At 35.2% G+C, this 22578-nt stretch carries 22 protein-coding genes; 10 read left to right on the top strand and 12 right to left on the bottom strand.

The genetic code is table 11. The annotated features are described in order from the left end of the window. Positions 1 to 17 precede the first annotated feature (17 nt). Positions 18 to 920, bottom strand: coding sequence for a WD40 repeat domain-containing protein (locus tag VB248_RS02860; RefSeq protein ID WP_323295222.1), 903 nt, complete (start codon positions 918 to 920; stop codon positions 18 to 20). A gap of 125 nt (positions 921 to 1045) precedes the next feature. Here VB248_RS02860 and VB248_RS02855 point away from each other — a divergent pair, with 125 nt between their 5' ends. Further along, the gene (locus VB248_RS02855; protein ID WP_323295221.1) at positions 1046 to 1681 is read left to right on the top strand and encodes a 4'-phosphopantetheinyl transferase family protein; all 636 of its coding nucleotides are present in this window, start codon (positions 1046 to 1048) and stop codon (positions 1679 to 1681) included. A gap of 1 nt (position 1682) precedes the next feature. On the opposite strand, the gene VB248_RS02850 is transcribed toward VB248_RS02855, so the two are convergent. After that, positions 1683 to 2519, bottom strand: coding sequence for a transglutaminase-like domain-containing protein (locus VB248_RS02850; protein ID WP_323295220.1), 837 nt, complete (start codon positions 2517 to 2519; stop codon positions 1683 to 1685). 236 nt (positions 2520 to 2755) lie between these two features. Between VB248_RS02850 and galE the strand changes: the two genes are divergently transcribed. The 3 genes from galE to rfbA are packed head-to-tail and all read left to right on the top strand — an operon-like array spanning position 2756 to position 5731. Beyond that, on the top strand, positions 2756 to 3778 hold the full coding sequence (gene galE, locus VB248_RS02845; protein WP_323295219.1) for a UDP-glucose 4-epimerase GalE: 1023 nt from the start codon (positions 2756 to 2758) through the stop codon (positions 3776 to 3778). Between the two features lie 27 nt (positions 3779 to 3805). Next, positions 3806 to 4864: a dTDP-glucose 4,6-dehydratase gene (rfbB, locus tag VB248_RS02840; protein ID WP_323295218.1), complete on the top strand. Its 1059-nt coding sequence runs from the start codon at positions 3806 to 3808 to the stop codon at positions 4862 to 4864. Positions 4865 to 4870: 6 nt separating this feature from the next. Next, positions 4871 to 5731, top strand: coding sequence for a glucose-1-phosphate thymidylyltransferase RfbA (gene rfbA / locus VB248_RS02835; protein WP_323295217.1), 861 nt, complete (start codon positions 4871 to 4873; stop codon positions 5729 to 5731). 109 nt (positions 5732 to 5840) lie between these two features. Here rfbA and VB248_RS02830 read toward each other — a convergent pair whose 3' ends face one another. From VB248_RS02830 to VB248_RS02815, 4 genes are all read right to left on the bottom strand, one after another. Next, positions 5841 to 7697, bottom strand: coding sequence for a DUF4139 domain-containing protein (locus VB248_RS02830; protein WP_323295216.1), 1857 nt, complete (start codon positions 7695 to 7697; stop codon positions 5841 to 5843). A 213-nt stretch (positions 7698 to 7910) separates the two neighbouring features. Continuing rightward, positions 7911 to 8297: a Dabb family protein gene (locus VB248_RS02825; protein WP_323295215.1), complete on the bottom strand. Its 387-nt coding sequence runs from the start codon at positions 8295 to 8297 to the stop codon at positions 7911 to 7913. 90 nt (positions 8298 to 8387) lie between these two features. Continuing rightward, positions 8388 to 9215, bottom strand: a complete 828-nt coding sequence (locus tag VB248_RS02820) for an aldo/keto reductase (RefSeq protein WP_323295214.1) — start codon at positions 9213 to 9215, stop codon at positions 8388 to 8390. Further along, complete coding sequence (locus tag VB248_RS02815; RefSeq protein ID WP_323295213.1) at positions 9209 to 10201, bottom strand: phytanoyl-CoA dioxygenase family protein; 993 nt, start codon at positions 10199 to 10201, stop codon at positions 9209 to 9211. The genes VB248_RS02820 and VB248_RS02815 overlap by 7 nt, the downstream gene beginning before the upstream one ends. Positions 10202 to 10343: 142 nt before the next feature. On the opposite strand from VB248_RS02815, the gene VB248_RS02810 reads away from it, so the two are divergent. Continuing rightward, positions 10344 to 11186, top strand: coding sequence for a helix-turn-helix transcriptional regulator (locus VB248_RS02810; protein ID WP_323295212.1), 843 nt, complete (start codon positions 10344 to 10346; stop codon positions 11184 to 11186). A 284-nt stretch (positions 11187 to 11470) separates the two neighbouring features. Here VB248_RS02810 and chrA read toward each other — a convergent pair whose 3' ends face one another. From chrA to VB248_RS02785, 5 genes are all read right to left on the bottom strand, one after another. Continuing rightward, entirely contained in the window at positions 11471 to 12649 is a 1179-nt protein-coding gene (chrA, locus tag VB248_RS02805) for a chromate efflux transporter (protein WP_323295211.1), read from the bottom strand. A 56-nt stretch (positions 12650 to 12705) separates the two neighbouring features. After that, positions 12706 to 13683 carry an isopenicillin N synthase family dioxygenase gene (locus tag VB248_RS02800; protein ID WP_323295210.1) on the bottom strand — a complete coding sequence of 326 codons (978 nt, stop codon included), beginning with the start codon at positions 13681 to 13683 and terminating at the stop codon, positions 12706 to 12708. 168 nt (positions 13684 to 13851) lie between these two features. Then, positions 13852 to 14601 (bottom strand): superoxide dismutase, encoded by a 750-nt coding sequence (locus tag VB248_RS02795; RefSeq protein ID WP_407652843.1) that lies wholly within the window; start codon positions 14599 to 14601, stop codon positions 13852 to 13854. Positions 14602 to 14640: 39 nt separating this feature from the next. Then, positions 14641 to 15258, bottom strand: coding sequence for a recombination mediator RecR (gene recR, locus VB248_RS02790; protein ID WP_323295209.1), 618 nt, complete (start codon positions 15256 to 15258; stop codon positions 14641 to 14643). A 47-nt stretch (positions 15259 to 15305) separates the two neighbouring features. Next, on the bottom strand, positions 15306 to 15587 hold the full coding sequence (locus VB248_RS02785) for an ATP-dependent Clp protease adaptor ClpS (RefSeq protein WP_323295208.1): 282 nt from the start codon (positions 15585 to 15587) through the stop codon (positions 15306 to 15308). 87 nt (positions 15588 to 15674) lie between these two features. Between VB248_RS02785 and VB248_RS02780 the strand changes: the two genes are divergently transcribed. After that, positions 15675 to 17123 carry a sodium:solute symporter gene (locus VB248_RS02780; protein WP_323295207.1) on the top strand — a complete coding sequence of 483 codons (1449 nt, stop codon included), beginning with the start codon at positions 15675 to 15677 and terminating at the stop codon, positions 17121 to 17123. 56 nt (positions 17124 to 17179) lie between these two features. Here VB248_RS02780 and VB248_RS02775 read toward each other — a convergent pair whose 3' ends face one another. Beyond that, positions 17180 to 18028 (bottom strand): septal ring lytic transglycosylase RlpA family protein, encoded by an 849-nt coding sequence (locus tag VB248_RS02775; protein ID WP_323295206.1) that lies wholly within the window; start codon positions 18026 to 18028, stop codon positions 17180 to 17182. A gap of 262 nt (positions 18029 to 18290) precedes the next feature. On the opposite strand from VB248_RS02775, the gene VB248_RS02770 reads away from it, so the two are divergent. The 4 genes from VB248_RS02770 (at position 18291) to VB248_RS02755 (ending at position 22354) form a co-directional block, all read left to right on the top strand. Further along, positions 18291 to 20249 (top strand): alpha-1,4-glucan--maltose-1-phosphate maltosyltransferase, encoded by a 1959-nt coding sequence (locus VB248_RS02770; protein ID WP_323295205.1) that lies wholly within the window; start codon positions 18291 to 18293, stop codon positions 20247 to 20249. Between the two features lie 59 nt (positions 20250 to 20308). Continuing rightward, a complete protein-coding gene (locus VB248_RS02765) occupies positions 20309 to 20767 on the top strand; it encodes a DUF1572 family protein (RefSeq protein ID WP_323295204.1) in 459 nt (152 codons plus the stop codon). A 122-nt stretch (positions 20768 to 20889) separates the two neighbouring features. After that, positions 20890 to 21426 carry a bifunctional pyr operon transcriptional regulator/uracil phosphoribosyltransferase PyrR gene (gene pyrR / locus VB248_RS02760; RefSeq protein WP_323295203.1) on the top strand — a complete coding sequence of 179 codons (537 nt, stop codon included), beginning with the start codon at positions 20890 to 20892 and terminating at the stop codon, positions 21424 to 21426. A 1-nt stretch (position 21427) separates the two neighbouring features. Then, positions 21428 to 22354, top strand: a complete 927-nt coding sequence (locus tag VB248_RS02755; RefSeq protein ID WP_323295202.1) for an aspartate carbamoyltransferase catalytic subunit — start codon at positions 21428 to 21430, stop codon at positions 22352 to 22354. Positions 22355 to 22578 lie beyond the last annotated feature (224 nt).

Genomic DNA, 22578 nt, shown 5'->3' with positions numbered 1-22578 from the left:
GGGTGATTTTAATAAAATTATACTTTTACATTCCAAAGAGCTATTTGCTTATCATCGGATGCAGAAATTAATTGGTTTTGATAATTATTCCATAAAAGTTTATTTACAGAAGTACCGTGTCCGGCGTGTCTGGCTCTGTCAATTACTTTCAATAGTTTAAAACGATTGGCATCCCAAACTTTTATAGACTTATCCATGCTACAAGTAGCGAATAAACTTTTGTCGGGACTATACACGATGTCGTTAATAGCAAACAAATGAGCCACAATGTCTTCTTGCAAAGAATATTTTTCTTCAACATTCCAAATTTTCAAATGTGCATCTCTACCACTTGTAAGCAAATACTGGCTATCAGGAGAGTAACATACTGTAAAGATAGAGTTGGAATGTGCCTCAATTACTTTTTTTAACGAAAAATCGTACAAATCAAATATTTTGAAGGTATAATCGCTATATCCAACGGCAAATTCTTGATACTTTTCGTTAATACTGATACTTCTCACACTTTTATCAGAAGCTTTCAAATGTTTTTTTACACTAAAAGTATCAACATCCATCACTACAATAATGCCATCAGACAAACCAATAAAAGCATTATTTTGATGAATTTTTATATCAAAAATAGAAGCAGAAGTAATCTTAATAGATTTTATTTCTTTTTTTAATTCTACATCAATAAGATGAATTCCATCAAAATTTTGCCCGACCCAAAGTTGATTTCTACTCGTGTCATAACAAATTGCATAAATTGACGCAGGAACTTGAGCGATGAGTTCTCCTAAATCTGGTGCTTTCAAATTCCAGCGAACTACCAAGCCATCGCCACCCGCTGAAAAAAATTGTGTAGGTTCTACACTACTCTCAAGTGCATAAACACAATCACGATGCCCTGAAAATGTATCTATTTTCTCGACTTGCATAAGTAGTATCTAAAATTTTAAATATTTATTTAAGCAAAATTAGTTTATTTTGTGTCCAATGACAACAATCGTAAGCCATACAGCCGTCCTAAGACTTGTATAGCTTTGAATTACAGGACAGTTAAATGGCAATAATTTTTTGTAAAAACATTTCTAATAAAAGTATTGTAAGCCTTTGGAAAATCGAAGAAACTTCAGCGTTCTATCTGGAGTACCTCGGAATTGCAGAAGAAGACTTATTAAAGATTTCAGGCGTTACTCATCCAGTGAAACAATTAGAATGGCTCGCAAGTAGAACTTGTGCCAAATTCACGATGCAACAATTCGGTTTAACTTTTCATGGAATTGGGAAAGATGAACAGAAAAATCCTTTCTTACACAAACACGACGCTTTTATTTCTCTTTCACACACTAATGAGTATGCGGCAGTAATTGTAAATTTAAAAGACGATGTTGGTTGTGACATTGAAAAGATTTCTGACAAACTTCTGAGAGTAGCCCATAAGTATTTGTCGGAAAATGAATTACAATTTGCCCAAAACGACCTCCAAAAACTATGTATTCTGTGGTGTGCTAAAGAAAGTTTATACAAATGGTATGGCAAAAAGAATCTTTCCTTTAAAGATAATATTTACATCGAACCATTTGAAGAAAAACCATTCAAACTAAAAGGAGAAATATTTATTGAAGGAAAACTAAAGACTGAACACGAGCTTTTGGTTTTCTATCAAGATGATTTTGTTTTCACAACTACTAATTGAATTACTTCATCATTTCCTTCAAAACTCTTTCTATTTCCTGAACCTTATCGTCGTCGCCTACTTTTTCAAAAGCTAAAGTTAGGTTTCGGAGTACTCTTCTGATAATGTCCAAGTTTGAGCAAGGTTGATAAAAAATTTCATTGGAAGGAATATTCAATTGTGTGATGTAATTGTCGATGTCAACTTTACTAAACACCAAACCACGATTGAAAACATTGATATAAAACTGCATTTGTTCAGACTTGTAAGTAAGTATAAACAAATTTGGCAGATTTACGCCCCAAATTGGCATATTTAGTTTTTGAGCAATCAGTAAGTAAATAACACACAATGAAATGGGATTCCCTTTCTTAGATTCTAACACCACATTCAACATCGAATTTGAGGCAGAGTGAAAGTGTTTGGTATTCGCACCAAATTTTAGTTTACCAAAAATTACTGAATTTAGGGTTTTGATTTGGTCCATTGGGTGCATATTGTCCCGAAATTCCGTCCAAATATCAATATAAATTTGATGTAAATCTTGTTTAATCTTTTCTAAAGAAAGTTCTGGATATTGGTAAGTGGCAATTGCCCACATCCCTTCCAATAAATCCTCCGCACCTTTTTGTTTCCAATCTAAAAGTCTTTGTACAAAAGCTTCGTATTGCAAATCATGGATTAAATCTTCTATTTTCTTTTGAGCAAGCGGACTTAAAGAAGATTCTTCCCAACGATCTTCTAAATAAGGAATCACACTTCCACCCAGTGACCTAATTTTAGACTCAACAAGGTTTAAAATTTCACTATCATCATCTTCGAGCAGAGACACCAAAGCTTTAATTTCTGATTGTTTCATGTTGTCACGTTTAATTTTATTGAAAAATAACATAACTTATGCAAAAGTACAAATTTCGTTAAAAGCTTATTTTAGTCTTAAATCACTTCGATAAAAAGGATTTATATATTTTTTGTTTTAGAATGGCTTTATGCTAAATTTGTTTTTCACAACCTCATTATTATTCAAATAAAGTTTTTTTATTTCATTTGTATAATATGACATTAAACTCCCCTTTACTGGGTTCACTCCAAAATATGAAAATTTTAGTAACAGGCGGTGCAGGCTTTATTGGGTCACACACAGTAGTTGAACTTCACAATGCTGGATACGAGACAGTACTCGTTGACAATTTTTCTAACTCTGAAAAAAGTGCTATCACTGGTATCGAAACTATCATCGGGCAATCAGTTACTTTGTATGAAGGTGATATTTCTGAAGCCGCAACTTGGGACACTTTATTCACAGAACAAAAAATTGACGGAATTATTCACTTTGCAGCCAACAAAGCCGTTGGAGAGTCAGTAGCAAATCCGCTAAAGTATTACAAAAACAATATTTCAGCAACGGTTTTGATGTTGCAAAAAATGCTGGAATATGGAGTAAATAATTTAGTGTTTTCGTCTTCATGTACAGTTTACGGACAGCCAGACTCTTTACCAGTAACCGAAAACTCGGCTGTACAACCTGCTATGTCTCCTTACGGAAATACCAAACAAGTTTGCGAAGAAATCATTAAAGATACAGTAAATAGTGAAAAGAATTTTCATGCTATTTCATTGAGATACTTTAATCCAATTGGTGCTCATGATAGTGTATTGATTGGCGAATTACCTTTGGGCGTTCCTGCCAATCTTGTTCCTTTCCTTACGCAAAGTGTTGCAGGTTTGAGAGGGCCATTAGCTGTATTTGGAAACGATTACCCAACACCAGACGGCACTGCGATTCGTGATTATATTCACGTAGTTGACTTAGCCAAAGCACACGTTTCTGCACTTGATTTATTATTGAAACAAGCTGAAGGAAAATATTATGATTTCTTCAATATCGGAACTGGTCAAGGAAGTTCAGTATTAGATGTCATTAACGCATTTGAAGAAGCAACTGGCTTGAAAGTTGATTATAGTATTCAACCAAGAAGAGACGGAGACGTAGTTGCCGTTTATGCTGATTGTACAAAATCTAATGAAGTATTGGGCTGGAAAGCTGAAAAAACGCTTACAGAGGCTTTAGGCGATGCTTGGAATTGGCAAAAAGTATTAGTAGAAAAAAGTAAGTAAAATATTACATAAAACTCCAGAGACGCAATGAAGAAACTACTTATTACAGGCGGAGCAGGATTCATAGGCTCGCACGTTGTCAGACTATTTGTTACTAAATATCCTGATTATCAGATTTTCAATTTGGATAAATTAACGTATGCTGGCAATTTGGCTAATTTGAGCGATATTGAGAATGAGCCTAATTATACCTTTGTCAAAGGAGATATTGTCGATGCTGATTTCATCAACCAACTCTTTGAAAAACACCAATTTGATGGCGTCATTCACTTAGCCGCTGAGTCACATGTCGATAGGTCAATTACTGAACCAATGGCTTTCGTCATGACTAATGTCGTAGGTACTTGCAACCTCCTTAATGCTGCCAAAAATACTTGGAAAGAAGCAGGATATGAAGGAAAAAGATTTTATCATGTCTCTACTGATGAAGTATATGGTGAATTACATAATCCAGAAGATTTCTTTACGGAAACTACTCCTTATGACCCTCGCTCGCCATACTCTGCGTCTAAGGCTTCATCTGACCACTTTGTAAGAGCTTATGGTAATACTTATAAATTACCCATTGTTGTCACTAACTGCTCGAATAACTACGGCCCCAATCATTTCCCAGAGAAATTATTGCCTTTAATGATTCATAATATCTTACACAATAAACCTCTCCCTGTTTATGGAAAAGGTGAAAATGTAAGAGACTGGTTGTTTGTCGTTGACCATGCAAGAGCTATTGATACGGTTTTCCATAATGGTGTTCTCGGCGAAACTTACAATATCGGTGGATTTAACGAATGGAAAAATATTGACATCGTTAAATTAGTTTGTAAAACCATGGACAGCAAACTCGGAAGACCTGAAGGTACTTCGGAGCAACTCATTACTTATGTCACTGACCGTGCTGGACATGACCTTAGATATGCTATCGACGCTACCAAAATCATGAATGAATTGGGCTGGAAACCTTCTTTACAATTTGAAGAAGGGCTTGAGAAAACTGTCGATTGGTTTTTGAATAACCAAGAATGGCTCGATAATGTCACTTCTGGGAACTATCAGAAATATTACGATTCAATGTATTCAAACCGATAAGAAATCATGAAAGGAATTATTCTTGCTGGTGGGTCTGGTACTCGACTTCATCCACTTACTCTTGCTGTTAGTAAACAATTAATGCCTGTTTACGATAAACCAATGATTTACTATCCCCTCTCAATTCTCATGTTGGCAGGTATTAGTGAAATCTTAATTATTTCTACTCCACACGATTTACCTCATTTCAAAAAACTTTTGGGAGATGGTTCACAAGTGGGTTGTAGATTTGAATATGCAGAACAGCCTCTACCCAATGGTTTAGCTCAGGCTTTTGTCATTGGGGAAGAATTCATCGGAGATGATAAAGTAGCTTTAGTATTAGGAGATAATATCTTTTATGGAAGTGGGTTAAGCAAATTGCTACAAGCAAACAACGACCCAGAAGGTGGTGTAGTGTATGCTTACCAAGTACACGACCCTGAAAGATATGGCGTAGTAGAGTTTGACGATGATTTTAATGTACTTTCTATTGAAGAAAAACCAGTAGAACCAAAATCAAATTATGCAGTTCCTGGTTTGTATTTCTATGACAACTCAGTCGTTGAAATTGCCAAAAATATCGCTCCTTCGCCAAGAGGTGAATATGAAATCACAGACGTAAACAAAGAGTACTTGAAACAAGGAAAATTGAAAGTAGGTGTGTTGAACAGAGGAACAGCTTGGTTAGATACTGGAACGTTTGTTTCATTGATGCAAGCAGGACAATTTGTACAAGTCATTGAAGAAAGACAAGGTCTAAAAGTAGGTTGTATTGAAGAAGTAGCTTACAGAATGGGGTTCATTGATGAACAGCAACTCAGAAAAGTAGCTGAACCGCTTGTCAAAAGTGGATATGGAAAATATCTCTTGGGATTATTGAAGTGATTAGTTAATAGTGATTGGTGATTAGAATTTCAAATTATTGATTACTTAATCAATGTAACTCTATAAACAAAAAAGGTATTGTTCAAATTTGAACAATACCTTTTTTGTTTTACTCAAGCGTAAGTGTTTGATTTTTAGGATATTTTACACTGTACTTTAAAATATGCTTTTTCTCTTGCTTTGCTGGTAGTTGGTATTTCCAAGTAAGTATTTTACTTTCTTCGTCCAAGGTAGCATCTTTGTACTCTTGTTCATTTACGCTGATTTCTTTGGTTGTTGAAATCGGGAATTGGTCCTGAATAACGATATTGATACTTTGTTGTTTATTGTTCCTAACACTAATTTCAAAACCTCTATTTTCTGTTTTATAATTACTCAAAAATTGTTTACCACTAAACTCTTTTAGTCTTTTGCGTTCAACAACAATCGCTTTATCTCTCCCCAAAGAAATATTCAGTGTATCGCCTGCATTACGAACATCTAAGATAGACTTTCCTAAATATGCTCCTTCTAAATAAATATTCACCTCACCTTCCAATAAATTAAGATCTTGCCAATCTATTAACTTAGCTGTTAGAAAAGCATCTTTCTCTAATTTTGGAACAGCAAAGTATTCGTACAAAGCTGGAACAGATTGATTTTTAATATCTACACTATATACTTTCCCATCATTTAAAATCGTATAAGGAACTTCAATTTCAAAAGTTAGCGTTGTCGGTTGATACTTTTCTTTTACTTCTAAAGGAGGAGCTGCCATACTCCAAACTGCTTTTTTATTTCTTTCACCATAACCTACAACTACTACTTCTTGAAGAGCTTGATAATTCTCCTCTAAAGCTACGTTTATCGTTTTATTATTAATAGGCACTTCTTGCTTTTTATAACCAACAAAGTTGAAAACTAAAAACTGTGCATTTTCTGGAATTTTCAAATGATAATTTCCTTCAGAGTCCGTTGAAGCACCAATGGTAGTACCTTTTACATTAATCATCACACCGGGCAAAGGTAAATCTGTACCCTTTTCTGTTACTTTACCTGACACTTCGTTGCCATCAAAAATCATTGGTGCACTAAAAGCCAGCGTTTTAGTCTGTACTAAACTCAAATACCAAGGTTCTAAATTAGGAGCTACTCCACTTTCTGTTGGGTCTCCGTTTGAAATTGTTAATTTTACATCTTTCCAATCTTCTCCAGAACTTTGATAAACATTGGCTTTCAGTGATAAATCTATCGGGTTACTAATGTCTTTTACTCTTAAATCATAAGTAGCAAACCAGCCTGCATTCTTGACAAAATAGCTAAGGTCGAAAGAAGCATTAGCTATTTCTTTAGCTGAAACGGTTACCAAGATATCACTGGTCGCAAAGGAAGTGTTATTATTTAAAGCTCCTAACTGATTATCAATTGCGTGAATACTGCTATCTATTTTTTGAATATTCTTTTCATACTCAATTTGTTTTATCAATACTTCCGAAAGCCTACTTCTCTGAAAATCAACCGCTTCTTTTAAATCGGCTGTTTTTACCCCTGTGTTAATGCCACCAATTGATTGATTTTTCGTAAGCATAGTTTCTTCATTTTTGAAAACAGCCAGCATACTTTTTTCTACTCTTAATTTTACTATTAGATTTACTTGTTGGTTTTCCAAAGTTGAAGTCTCTTCTCTCCTTTTTTGCTCGTTCAGAAAATTAGTTTGATGAATCACCGACAAAATGGTAAAATTACCGAAGCCTTTTACTTGAATACTTTGTACATCAATGTTGGGGGAAATTCCTGAAAAAACTAATTCTGTTTTTCCAGCTTGTAGCGTCGCTTTTGCCTTTCGACTTACTTGAGCTCCATTGGTGAAAACTGTAACTTGCTCAATTTTAGAGCTAATCGTTTGTTTTTGTTGTTTAATTTGTGTGAAACCAGTCTGCACAAAAAAAATTAGGCTGAATAGACAGAGGACAATGTTTTGTTTCATTGTATAGTTATTGGGTTTAAAATAATTAGGCTTGTATTAAGAAGAAATTAGTAAATAGTAATTGGTGATTAGTGTTAAAATTTTCAAAAAAGATTAACCATTTACGATAAATAAAAAGATGTAATATACTAATATACAAAACAATATTTTCTCCATAATGAGTATTTAACACTCATCATGGAGAAAATATTGTCTTCCAGAAAAATCCTTTTTTTACTTCGTCCAATAATCCACCACAAATACTTTATCCATGTGTGGTTTCAAAATTTCTTGAAAGGCCTGATGTGCAGGATGTTTTTGGTAAACTACATCTCTATCGTGTTCATTGGCAAAAGTAAGTACAAAACAATGCGTAAAGCCTTGATCGAAATGTTCGGGGCTGTTATTGATGCCCCATTCAAAAGCTTTTACTTCTTTAATTTGCTTTTTCAAGTTCGCAAAAGCTTGGGCTACTTTTTCTACGTCCTCGGCAGAACTACTTTCTTTAAATTTAAAAATCACTACATGACGAAGTACTTTGCCAGCTGGGTGTTTGGGATGTGCCATCGCAAGGGCAGACATCAAAAATAAAATAACAAAAGTGAATAAATTCTTTTTCATAGTTTGGGGGGTAAATAATTATGAGTTGTGAATTATTTTAAAATATTACAAATCACTAATAAACTGACACTTAAAATACTAATTACTACATTACAACAATTCCATTGGGTCTTCTACTACTCTTAGGTTTTCATCAAAAGTATCCATCCATTCCATATCGTTTGCTGAAATTTCAAAATCAAAAATTTGAAAATTTTCTTGTAAACGAATGGGATTCACCGATTTTGGAATGGCTGAAATACCATGCTGGATTGCCCATCTAAGTATTATTTGAGCAGGTGTTTTGTAATACTTCTTACTTAATTCCAACAAACGAGTATCATTGAAACGTTGTCCACGTACCAAAGGCGTATAAGCTTGTAGCTGAATGCCTTGCGTCTTACAAAATTCTAAAAATGACTTTTGAAATAAATAAGGACTCAGTTCAATCTGATTCACCGCAGGAACAACATTGGCATAAGTACTCAATTCTTCCAGAAATGGTAAAAGATAATTGGCTACGCCTATTGCTCTCACTTGCTTGGTTTCGTACAAATATTCCAAAGCTTTCCATGTATTCTTTCGGCTTTCTTTCAATGGCCAATGAATCAAGTATAAATCAATGTACTCGCAATCCAGTTTTTTCAAACTGTTTTCAAAAGCCCTCAGCGTCTGGTCATATCCTTGCTCTGAATTATTGACTTTCGTTGTCAGAAAAATATCTTCTCGCTTTACGCTACTCTGTCGAATCGCATTGCCAATTTCTATTTCATTTTCATACATCGAAGCCGTATCAATCAGTCGATAACCCATTTTCAAAGCCCAATCCACCGCTTGTTCTGCTTCATTGTTATACATATCATATACTCCAAGCCCCAACAATGGCATTTTTATACCATTGTTGAGAGTCGTATAAACTTGCTTACCAGAATCTACCATTTTTCTAAGCCTAAGATTTTCTTTCCTAAATCATTTAATTCTGCCGTATCGTATTTGGTTTGTTCCCAGTTTCTTGGGTCGCCCGGGAAAGCGTAACCTTCTGGAGCAATTCTATTTTTCCATGAATTCACTCTCCAATCTCGCATTGGCTCATTCTCTTCTTCGGCTGGCATCATCGAAATATATTGTGCAATCCGTACTTTGTCTTCACTTTTGTTTGGACGAATACCATGCGGTTGACTACTATTGAAAATCAATAAATCACCTGCTTCTAATTTTACTTTTACCAATTTATCTTCAAAACCTGTAATGTCTGGTTTAAAACGGTTTCTATCTTCTGGTTGCGTCAATTTCCATGTATCATACGTTCTGAACAATTCTGGAATACATTGAAAACCGCCCATATTTTCATCTGTTTGGTCGGCAAGTGCCAGTACTCCCTGTACATTTTGTGGTTTTGTTTCTGGGTCATAGTCCCAATGAATAAAACCTTTGTATTGAAAATCAGGACGAAGTGGGAAATTCAAATTTGCACGGTCGATAGTCACCCACAGTTTTTCTGTTCCCCAAATATCCGTGAAAGCATCATATACTCTTTGCGTCTGGCGGTTATTCCATAAATGCTGATTGTTATACACTTCTACCATTCCTGTTCCAGTCAGCTCTTTCATTTTCATTTCGGCTCTTGGTGGTGTGTACCAAGTACTTGGGTCGTTAGGGTCTTTTTCTTCAAACTCCCAAATAAATTCAGCCGTTTTCAAAGCTTGTTCACGTGGTACTGCATTTTTTACAATTACATAACCATTAGTAATCCAAAACTCCCAATCAGCTTCGCTCAATACTTTTAATGGTTTTCCGTCTGCAATACTGGTTCTGAGTTTCAATTGGCTACTGGTAGCCGTTGAAGGATTTCCAGGGATTTCTTGGTGAGCCATATTTGGCATCATCGTTGGAGTCATGGTTGGGATTGCTTCTTTAATTTCCATATTATGTTATATTTTAAATAAATATTTTTATACAAATTTACAGCAATTCCAAAGGTAATTTCTACCAAAATAATGCCCATAATTTGAACAATATTGATATAATATCTATAATTTTAAATATTAAAAATCAATAATAGCCAAAATGAAGACAGAATTTGAAGAAATTACGCCCGACGAAAACAGTTCGTTCCGATTGATGCTCAATCCACGACTCAATGACTTTTTCTTTTGGCATTTTCATCCAGAATTTGAATTAGTTTTTATCGACGGAGCAAATGGAAACAGACACGTGGGCGAGCATATTGCACGATTTGAAGGAAGTGATTTGGCTTTTATAGGCTCGTATATTCCACATCTCAATTTTGATTACGGCGTAAAAACCGACTACGAAAAAGTAGTACTTCATATTCAGGAAGATTTTCTGAAAAATGCTTTGGGAGATACGCCCGAACTGAGAAGTATTGCTAAACTTTTTGAATTATCGAAATATGGAATTGTTTTTGGCGAAAATATCAAAGGAATCGTAGGGAAACGATTAAAGAAAATTCATACTTTATCAACTTTCGAGCAGTTTTTAGAAGTACTCAGCCTCCTCCAATTATTAGCCCAAAGTGAAGAATATATTTTACTTCACACAAAACCTTACGAAAACCAACATAATAAAAGAGAACAAGAACGACTCAAGAAAGTGTATTTGTTTATTGATGAACAATTTCACCGAAAAATTGAAGTAGATGAAGTAGCTAATTTAAGTAATTTGAGCAAAGCTGCTTTTTGTAGATATTTCAAAAAAATGACTCGACTTACTTTTACTGAATTTTTGAATCATTACAGAATCAACCAAGCCAAAAGATTACTCTTGATTGATAAAAATGTTACAGAAGCCTGTTTTGAATGTGGTTTTGAGAGTTTGTCTTATTTCAATAGAATTTTTAAGAAAATTACTGGTGAAAACCCATTGAGTTTTAAGAAAAGACATTTTTGAAATATGAATTATTAATTATGAGTTATGGCTGTACGAAGGATTGTCAAATTTTTGATTTCGGATGTCGGATTTCAGCATTATGAAAAATGTTTTTTTATTACTACTTTATCCCTTTTCCCGAAATCAAAAATACCAAATCCGAATTAATTAAATCTTTCAATACTATTTATCAGTTAATAGTTAGGACTATATGAAAGGTTTTACAATTGGAGATTTCGGATAAAGTGAAATTATTTTAAGAAAATAAATCTGAAATCCGATGACCGAAATCCGATTGCTTTAAATTAAACCAAAAATCCAAAAACAAAACCAAGAGCCAGTCCGCCCAAGAAAATAAAGAAACTTGGAATTTTGGTAAATTGAATCAATACCAAAGTAGCCAGAACCGTAGCGATACCGATAATATCTACTTGTTTTACCATTGGCACTAAAAAAGTAACCGCCGCCGCCAAAGTCAAGCCGATTGAAGTGGTGTTGATTCCTTCTAAAGATGCACGAATTCCTCTGTATTGTTTCAGTTGTCCCCAAATTCTATAAACAAAGAAAATCAAGAACGTTCCCGGCAAAAAAATACCTGCTGCCCCGACCGCACTGCCTAATAATTGTTCCCACCAAGTACCGTTTTTCATCACTAAAGTTCCCAAATAAGAAGTAAGAGCAAAAACAGGCCCGGGCAATGCCTGTGAAAGAGCCATACCCGTTAAAAAATCATCAGCCCGAACGAGGTGCTTAAATTCTACAAATTCGGTATAAAGAATCGGTGCAAGTACTTGTCCTCCGCCAAAAACCAAACTGCCATTTCGATAAAAATTTTCAAAAAGACGAATCGGTTCGTAATCTGTAAAATGTCCTAAAACGGCTAAAAACAACAAAAAAGCCCAAAAAAGATGAAAATTTGCCCACGGAATCACCATTTTATGTTTGGTTTGGGCTGGATAGTCTTTATAATCTAAAGCGGTATAAGTACCCCCAATAATTAGTGCAATCGGACAAACCCACGGAGATTGAAAGTAAAAAGCAAACATCGCCGCAACCATCATCAACAAAACGCCAGAAGTATTTTTGATTACTTTAGTCCCCAAAGCATAGCCAGCATGAATAATAAAGGCTACACCAATCGGCTGAATAAAACGGATAATATCACGATTTTGTAAATAAGTCATGCCAAAAGCGGCGGCTGTCATAATGGCTACTGCTGGCGTAATCCAAACCAAAAGCGTTAGATAAGCCAAATTAGGGCCTCCTATTTTATAGCCCAAAGCGGTTATCGTCTGGGTAGAAGTTGGTCCGGGCAAAAAAGCACAAAGGGCTTGCAGTTCGAGTAATTCCTCCTCTGTTAAGTAATTTCTTTTATTCACAAATCGCTCAATAAACATCGCCAAATGCACTTGTGGGCCTCCAAAAGAGGTACAAGCAAGAATCAGAACGTCTTGAAGAAAAATAATTCTTCTGATTTTTTTCATTTGGCTTTTTCGATAATAGAGTTTTGGAATTCAAGAAAAGATAATCGTCGGGAAATTTATTTTTTTAGACCTAATTCAATAAGTCTTTCATTTAAAAACTCTCCTGCCGTCATGTCAACATACATTTTAGGATGAAGAGCATCTACACAACTTTCCAGACAAGTTAAATCCATTTCCGAACGTGGGTGCATAAAGAAAGGAATTGAAAAACGAGAAGTACCTAATTTTTCTTTTGGTGGATTTACCACACGGTGAATGGTTGATTTTAATTTATGATTCGTCAGGCGGTCGAGCATATCGCCAACGTTTACCACAACATAATCAGGTAATGAAGTAATCGGAATCCATTTTCCATCGGTTCTTAATACTTCCAATCCCTCCGCCGAAGCTCCCATCAGTAAAGTAATCAAATTAATATCGCCATGTGCGGCGGCTCTTACTGCTCCTTCGGGTAATTCATCAGGATTTGGAATCGGAAAATAATGTATCGCTCTTAGGATTGAATTACCATTTTTTACTTTGTCTTCAAAATAATCTTCTGGCAATTCTAAGTACAAAGCAATAGCTTTTAACAGATTTTTCCCTGCATTTTGCAAAGTCTGATAAGTAAGTACGGTGTATTCTTCAAAAGCAGGAAATTCTTTAGGAAAAACATTGTCGGGATATTCAGCCCAAATGGGGTCACCATCATCTATTTTGGGTTGACCTACATGATAAAATTCTTTTAAATCGGCAACTTTAAATCCTTTTGCCGTTTCTTTTCCTTTGGCTACATAACCTCTCTGTCCTGCAATACCTTCTACAATATATTGCTGTTTTAATTCATCTGGCGAATGAAAAAATGCTTGAACTGCCTCATAAAGTTTCTCGGTATGTACATCAGTTAAGCCATGATTTTTTACCGCCACGAAACCAATATTATTAAAAGCCTTTCCCAAATCTTGGACAAACTTGGCTTTTAAGCTTGGGTCTCCGGAAGTAAAATCAGCTAAATCGAGTGAAGGAATTTCGTCAAGAAGTATTTCTGTATTCATTGTTGTTGAAGCATTAAAATGATTTTGTAAGAAAAATTAGATTTGCTTACAATAGAAAAAACTATACTTTCTCTTGAAAAAGCAAAGAGAAAGTATAGTAGTAATATGAAATGATATTTGTAAGAATGGCTTTTGTGTTGTCGTTTTCACGAACAACATCACCGTTTTTTACTTTACAGCGTTTTCGTAATTTTTTGCCACAGCTTCCCAGTTCACAACATTCCAGAAAGCAGCGATATAATCAGCACGTTTATTTTGATATTTTAAATAATAAGCGTGTTCCCAAACGTCTAAACCTAAAACTGGCGTTCCTTTTTTCTCGGCTACGTCCATCAAAGGATTATCTTGATTTGGCGTTGAAGTGATAACTAATTTTCCGTCTTGAACAATTAACCAAGCCCAACCAGAACCAAAACGACCAGTACCAGCTTTTGCAAATTCTTCTTTGAATTTATCGAATGAACCAAACGTTTTAGTGATTTCGTCAGCTAAAGTACCTTTAGGAGTACCTCCGCCTTTTGGAGACATTACATTCCAGAAAAAAGTATGATTCCAGTGTCCGCCTGCATTATTACGAATGACTGCTGGAGCTTTTCCTGCTTCTTTCAACAAATCCCAAAGCGATAGTTTTTCATACAGTGTTCCTACAACTGCTTTATTCAAATTATCAACATAAGCTTTGTGATGACGACCATGGTGAATCTCCATGGTAAGTTTATCAATATTTGGTTCTAAACTTTCAGGAGCATAAGGTAATGCGGCCAAAGTAAAAGGAGCTGACTCAAGCATTTGTTCGTCAAGCGTCAATTTTGGTAATCTATCGTTATAGCTTCTTTTGAAAGAAAAACTAAAGGCATTCAAACCCGACAAAGCGAAAGCAGAAGCTAAGGTTGTCTTTAAGAAATTTTTACGGTTCATGGATTTTGTTATTTTGAAATGTAAATTAGGTTAACGATTTTATTCATAAACAATTCTACTGACGATACTTCTTCCCAAAGTAATTTCGTCGGCATACTCTAAATCTCCACCAATTGGAATACCTCTGGCAATGGTTGTAATTTTTACGTTCAGCGGTTTTAAACGCTTTGTAAGATAGAACGCCGTAGTGTCTCCTTCCATTGTAGGACTAAGCCCTAAAATCACTTCTTTAATCGCTGATTCTTTGTCTTGATGAAGTGTTATTCTATTAATCAAAGAATCAATTTTTAAATCTGCTGGGCCAATTCCTTCTAAAGGAGAAATGATACCGCCTAAAACATGATACAATCCTCTGAACTGAGAAGTGTTTTCGATGGCCAATACATCACGAGTATCTTCAACTACACAGACAACAGATTCATCACGTTTTGGGTTCGAGCAAATAGCACAAAGCACTTCATCCGAAATATTATGGCATTGTTGGCAGTACTGAGTTTTGGTTCTCATAGCCACCATTGCTTCCGAAAGCTGAAGTGTTTGCTTTTCGTCTCGTTTCAATAAATGTAGAGCCATTCTCAAAGCCGTTTTTTTTCCGATACCCGGCAATTTTGAGATTTCCTCTACGGCATTTTCTATGAGTTTGGATGGGTAATTCAAGCGTTTAAATGGGGGGATTGCGAAGTGAAAATAACAAATCAAAAAAATTAAACCACCTCCGCAGAAATACCTCTACGACAAATGTCATTTCTCATCGGAGCAAGTTCTTCAAAAGTACCTTTCTTCACAGCACATTTCCCTTTGAAATGAATCAATAAAGTACATTGTTCGGCTTGTTCTGGCGTGTGACCGCATACGTCAATAAGCGTTTCAATCACAAAGTCGAAAGTGTTTACATCGTCGTTATAAACCACAAGGTCATTTTGTTCGACATCAATAACTTCCTCCAAAACATCAACTTCTTCTTCAAATTGTTCAAATGGTCGCATTTGTAAAAATATTTATCTTTTAAATTGATAGCAAATTTAACAAAAAATATCAAATTTGATGTTCACAAAACTGAATCACTCAAATTTATGACTACTGGAATAGCTTTTGGAATTTTAGCCCTTTATTTTCTAATGCTTATTGTTGTTGCTCACTTCACCTCGAAGGGAGCCGATACCAATGCTTTCTTTACTGCCAATAAACAATCGCCGTGGTGGTTGGTGGCTTTCGGAATGATTGGTACTTCTATTTCTGGTGTAACGTTTATTTCTGTTCCCGGAGATGTCGGAAAAGTATCACTTTCCTATTATCAAATTATCTTAGGCAATTTAGTCGGATATTTTGTAATTGCAACTGTTTTGTTGCCATTATATTATCGTTTGAACTTAATTTCTATTTACACTTATTTGGATAAACGCTTGGGCAAAGTTTCATACAAAACGGGTTCAGCATTTTTTTTATTAGCACGTACTTTAGGCTCGGCTGCCAGACTCTTTTTGGCAGTGCAAGTACTACAATTAGCGATTTTTGATGCTTGGAATATTCCTTTTTGGGTTTCAGCAATAGTGACTATCGCTTTAATTTGGGTTTACACTTATCGTGGCGGTGTAAAAACAATTATTGTTACTGATACACTCCAAACGTTCTTCCTCCTCACGGCACTGGTTCTTACCATTGTATTAATTGCCAACAAATTAGATTTAGGCTTTGGCGAACTCATCACTACCATCCAACAAAGTAAGTACTCGCAAATGTTCTTTTTTGATGATTTTTCTTACAAACATCATTTCAGTAAAGATTTTGTTGCAGGTATTTTTATCGCCATTGTAATGACTGGTCTCGACCAAGATTTAATGCAGAAAAATCTTACTTGTAAAAATATCGGTGAAGCTCAAAAAAATATGTTTTGGTTTTGTTGCACTTTCGCTGTCACAACGCTCATGTTTGTAAGCCTTGGAGCTTTGCTATATATTTATGCCGATAAAATCGGTTTCCAGATTCCTGAAAGAACAGATTTATTGTATCCAAAATTGGCTTTAGGTGGCGAATTTGGCATACTGGCTGCTATTACATTTTTATTGGGTATTACAGCCGCTACTTATGCCAGTTCCGACTCCGCCCTTACAGCACTCACTACGGCTTTCTGTATTGATTTTATGAAAATTGAGCAATACGAAGAAAAACAAAAAAATTCTATCAAACATTATACCCATTTAGGTTTTTCCGCACTGTTTTTTATCATCATTCTGGTTTTCAATGCCTTGAGTAGTCAGTCTATTATTTCAACAGTTTTTAATATTGCGGGTTATACTTATGGGCCACTTTTAGGTTTATTTTCGTTTGGGCTTTTCACCAATACACCCGTTAAAGACAAATTTGTGCCTTATATCTGTATTGTAGCACCAGTACTTACCTACATCATCGACATCAATTCAAAAGAATGGTTGAATGGCTACCAATTTGGTTTTGAAAAACTATTGGTAAATGGAGCTATTACTTTTATTGGTTTGTATCTCATCAAATCATCCAAAGCCTAAAAAATAAATGGTCTGTTGAAATTTTCAACAGACCATTTATTTGAAAACTGGAAAGTTTAAAGGTTGTAATGAGCTCTAATAACTCCTCTGTAACCAAATTGCGAAATCCATAGATTTTTTTCCATTGCAATTTCCTTAGTGTAAAACTCACCAAAGAGTACTCTATACACTTTAGCATTATCTTTTTGAAGTACTTGAATAAAGATTTGTTCTTTCGGAATGCCTAATTTAATCAGAGCATCATACAAATCTTGTACAGAATTCAAAGAAGATAAAGCTGTTACTTGTACACCATACCCTTTCGGAAATTTCTCTACACCATAAATATCATAAGTTCTATCTGGTGCAAAATTGTTGTCAGGAGAAATAAAACTTGGGTTTGATGGAGTAACAAGGTTCAAGCCATCCATATAATTCTTATCATTTTCCTTTGAAAAAACTACTCTTCCATTACCATAGTTGCTTTCGCCTACTTTTGTGGTAGCTGAAGGATTTTCATACGGACTACCATAAATACTCGGAGAAGAAACAACTTCCAAACGTACCATTGCCTTCCCTGTTGCCATCATACCCAAACGGTTAGCAGCTTCTTTTGAAAGGTTAATTACAGGGTCTTGTCCATCACATTTACAAACATCATTAATTCTAACCTGAACGGAGAGATTATTTTCCAAATTTGTTACCTTCACGATGGTATTGATGGGATACCTTGAGTGCGACCCAGTCAATTGAGAATCATCATATTTCTCACCCGATGAGGTAAACTTACTTCTGAGATTAGCAGAATAATAACGAGCATACCCTTCCTCCACTAAGACACTTGGTGTATCTTCACTTAGCGGAAGACTGAAACTATTGGCATTGACCAATACAGAAATGGCGAAACAAGCAATGATCTTTTTCACGGCGTTCATTTTTATAAATTTCAGGTTTAATTTTTACTACTTAATTTTTATTTCATCAATAAGTACAATTATTTTGTGGAATAATAAAATAACTGCACATTATATCATATTATAATTGGCTACACTGTGAATTTAAAAAAAAAATAGCTTATTTGAACGAAAAAAATACATTTTGTGTGCGTTTTTTTTATTATTGATTAAAACCAAACTATCTATATTTGACTTTTGAAAATACATTTTTAACCATTTTTAATATACAATAATGATTCCTAAAACAATTCAAGGACAACAAAGGGTAATTATCGAAAACGTAAGCCCTGAATTAGACGCAGGACGTTTTGCCGTAAAAGCATTTGTCGGCGATACCATTAGGGTTGAAGCAGATATTTTTCTGGACGGACACGATGTACTTGCCGCTCGCCTACTCTACAAGTATTCAAGTGATGAAACTTGGACAGAGAAAACCATGAATTTTGTCAATAATGACCGCTTCGAAGCTTCTTTTGAAGTAAATAAAAACGGACTTTATAGCTATACCATCGAAGCTTGGGTTGACCATTCAGCTACTTGGGAACACGAAATTGAAATGAAAATCAAAGACGGACAACAAGTAAATGTAGAATTGCTGGTTGGTGCGAATATTTTAGATAAAATGGCAAAAGTGGCTAACAAAGAAGACAAAGCAACTTTAAAATCTTATGCTAAAATTTTCAGAGATAAAGAGGCTTATCATGAAGCTGTTGCCATTGCCACAAGCAACCAAATGCGTGAATGGATTCATCAGTATCCTGATAAGCAAAATGTTAGTGGCTACAAAACCCTAAAACTTTGGGTTGACCGTGAAAAAGCGGCTTTCTCATCTTGGTATTCAATGTTTCCACGTTCGGCTTCAAGCAAAGTAAATACACACGGAACATTCAAAGATGTTGAAGAAAATGTATTACCTCGTCTCAAGTCACTGGGTTTTGATGTACTTTATGTGCCGCCAATTCATCCGATTGGAAAACAATTCAGAAAAGGAAAAAATAATAGCACTACTTGTCAAGAAGGCGAACCAGGCGTACCTTATGGTATCGGTTCTGAATTAGGTGGACATACAGCTATTTTACCAGAATTAGGAACTTTAGACGATTTAAAACATCTGATTGCCACTTGTCAATCAATGGATATAGAATTGGCGATGGACTTAGCCATCCAATGTTCTCCCGACCACCCTTGGGCAAAAGAACATCCAGAGTGGTTTAAAATTCGCCCAGATGGCACTATTCAATATGCAGAAAATCCACCCAAAAAATACCAAGACATTTATCCCATCAATTTTGAGTCAGAAAACTGGCAGGGACTTTGGGAAGAATTGAAAGAAGTAATTATGACTTGGGCTGATTGGGGAATCAGAATTATCCGTGTGGACAATCCGCATACCAAAGCTTTTGGCTTTTGGGAATGGGTAATTGCCGAAGTACAAGCGGTATATCCTGATATGATTTTCTTGGCTGAGGCATTTACCAAGCCAAAAGTAATGGCTCAATTGGCAAAACTGGGTTATACACATTCTTATACTTATTATACTTGGCGAAATACAAAAGCAGAGTTAATAGGCTATATGAATGAATTGACAAAAACAGAACAAAGTTTGTATATGCGACCAAACTTTTGGCCAAATACACACGATATTTTGCCTTGGTGTTTACAAACAGGTTTAGAACCAATGTTTATCATTCGTTACTTCATGGCAGCTACTTTGTCATCAAACTATGGCGTTTTTGGCCCAGTTTATGAGTACATGATTAGTGAAGGTAATGGAGGAAAAGAAGAATACAAAAACTCTGAAAAATACGAAATCAGACATTGGGATTGGCAAATGGAGAATAAACTCACTCATATTATCCGCTTAACCAACAAAGCCCGTAAGGAAAACTCAGCTTTACAAAGAACCAATAACATTACTTTCTGTGATATTCAGAATGATAATGTATTGGCATATTTAAAAACGCATCCAAACGGCAACAGGATTTTGTGTGTAGTCAATCTTAATCCAAGTACAACACAAAGTGGTGTAGTGAAAGTACCGTTAAATTTGATTTATAAACATCCAGACCAAGAGTACTTGGTGCATGATTTATTAACAGGTAATAAATATGTATGGCGTGGCGAAAGTAATTTTATCGAATTAGACCCACACATTATGCCCATGCACTTGTTCAGAATTGAAGATATGTAATTGAATTCAGGAAAGCCTTTTCTAAGCTTAGAAAAGGCTTCTTTTTAAAAAATCAAGAAATGAAAAATAGTATTGCTAAACTTTTTCAAAGAGATTTGAAAGTACTTTACCGAGAAATAGAAGCCTATAAAAATGAAGTTGATATTTGGAAAGTAACAGAAGGAATTACTAATTCGGGAGGAAATTTAGCTTTACATTTAGTCGGAAATCTAAAAACTTATATTGGAAAAAACTTAGGTGGAATCGCTTATATCAGAAACCGTGAAGCAGAATTTTCTTCCAAAAATATTGCTCAAGCGGTACTCCTTAATTCCATTTCAGAAACGGAGCAAATCGTCCTCCAGACACTTGATAACATTTCAGCAAATAGCCTTTCAGAAATATATCCTGAAGAAGTTTTAGGTTACGAAATGACGACGGAGTATTTTTTAATTCATCTTCACGGACATCTTACTTATCATCTTGGGCAAATCAATTATCATCGTAGAATTCTACAAGAACAAAATAAAAATGCCTGATTTACGATAAAAAAACATCACAAGAGTAAAAAAAGTAGCTTGCATAATTCAGCAATCCATAAAGCATACTATCTTTGCGACACGATTCTTTGGCAAATAGCTCAAGAGAATCAACAAACTCAATGCAACACAAACTTATCCTATCAAGCCCCCTTCTGGAAATTACCATCAGCCGTCTCTGTCAAGAATTGATTGAGAATCATCAGAATTTTGCTAATTCCGTAATTATAGGCTTACAACCCAGAGGTGTATTTTTTGCCAATCGCATTCATCAAGAATTAGAAACCATTACAGGCGTAAAAATTCCGATTGGTTACTTAGATGCCACTTTTTATAGAGACGATTACCGTCGCCGTGAATTGGTGAAGGCAAATGCTACCAAAATACCTTTTATTATTGAAAACAAAGAAGTCATTTTAATTGATGACGTTTTAGCCACTGGTAGAATGGTAAGGGCAGCACTTGATGCCATGACAGCCTTCGGTCGCCCAAAAAAGGTAGAATTATGTGTATTGATTGATAGAATTTATAATCGAGATTTACCCATTAATCCAGATTATGTAGGAAAAAAAGTGAATACTATTGATACCGAAAAAGTATTGGTAGAATGGAAAGAAAAAGGGCATGAAGCCGATAACATTTGGTTAATTACGAAATAGCATGCAAAAACTAAGTACTCGACATCTTCTGGGAATTAAAGACTTAACACCCGATGACATTGAACTCATCATGCAAACAGCTCAAGAGTTCAAAGAAGTGATTAATCGTCCGATTAAGAAAGTCCCTTCACTTCGTGATGTTACGATTGCCAACGTTTTTTTTGAAAATTCAACCCGTACTCGTTTATCGTTTGAATTGGCAGAAAAACGCTTATCGGCTGATACGATTAATTTCTCAGCTTCGGGAAGCTCTGTAAAAAAAGGTGAAACGCTACTCGATACAGTCAACAACATTTTGGCAATGAAAGTCGATATGATTGTGATGCGTCACGCAAGCCCTGGAGCACCTCATTTCCTTTCAAAACATATTGCTGCCAATATTGTGAATGCAGGAGACGGCACGCACGAACACCCTACTCAAGCTTTATTAGACTCTTTTTCAATCAGAGAAAAACTGGGAAATGATTTAGCAGGGAAAAAAATTGCTATCATCGGCGATATTTTACATTCAAGAGTAGCTCTTTCAAATATTTTCGCTCTGAAAAAACAAGGAGCAGATGTAATGCTTTGCGGCCCTTCTACCTTGATTCCACGCTACGTAAATGAACTTGGCGTAAAAGTATCACACAATGTAAAAGAAGCCTTGGCTTGGTGTGATGTGGCCAATGTTCTGAGAATCCAATTAGAAAGACAGCAAATCAAATATTTCCCAACTTTAAGAGAGTACTCTTTGTACTTTGGGATTAATAAAAAAATGTTAGACGATTTAAACAAAGAAATCGTTGTGATGCACCCCGGACCAATCAACAGAGGAGTTGAATTGAGTTCAGATGCAGCCGATTCGCATCACTCTATCATTCTCGACCAAGTAGAAAATGGAGTAGCTGTTAGAATGGCAGTACTCTATCTTTTAGCAGGTCAAAATTAAGCTTATCTTTACCATAAATTACTTGCTCATGATGATGCAAAATTTCAAACATCGTGAGCAAGTAACCCTCATTTATCCTTTCAAAATACGATAAGAATCTTCATTTTTTTTGATTAAAAATCAACATAAGCATTAGTAAAAAAACTTAAATGTTGTATATTTGATAAAAAAATAGACTTTTCCGTGAAAATATTTATATTTTCATAATCATCTCTCAACGACTG

This window comes from Arcicella rigui (genome assembly GCF_034929435.1).
Taxonomy (GTDB): domain Bacteria; phylum Bacteroidota; class Bacteroidia; order Cytophagales; family Spirosomataceae; genus Arcicella; species Arcicella rigui.
The sequence above is the reverse complement of the archived record's forward strand: the minus strand, read 5'-3'. Positions and strand labels throughout refer to the sequence as shown.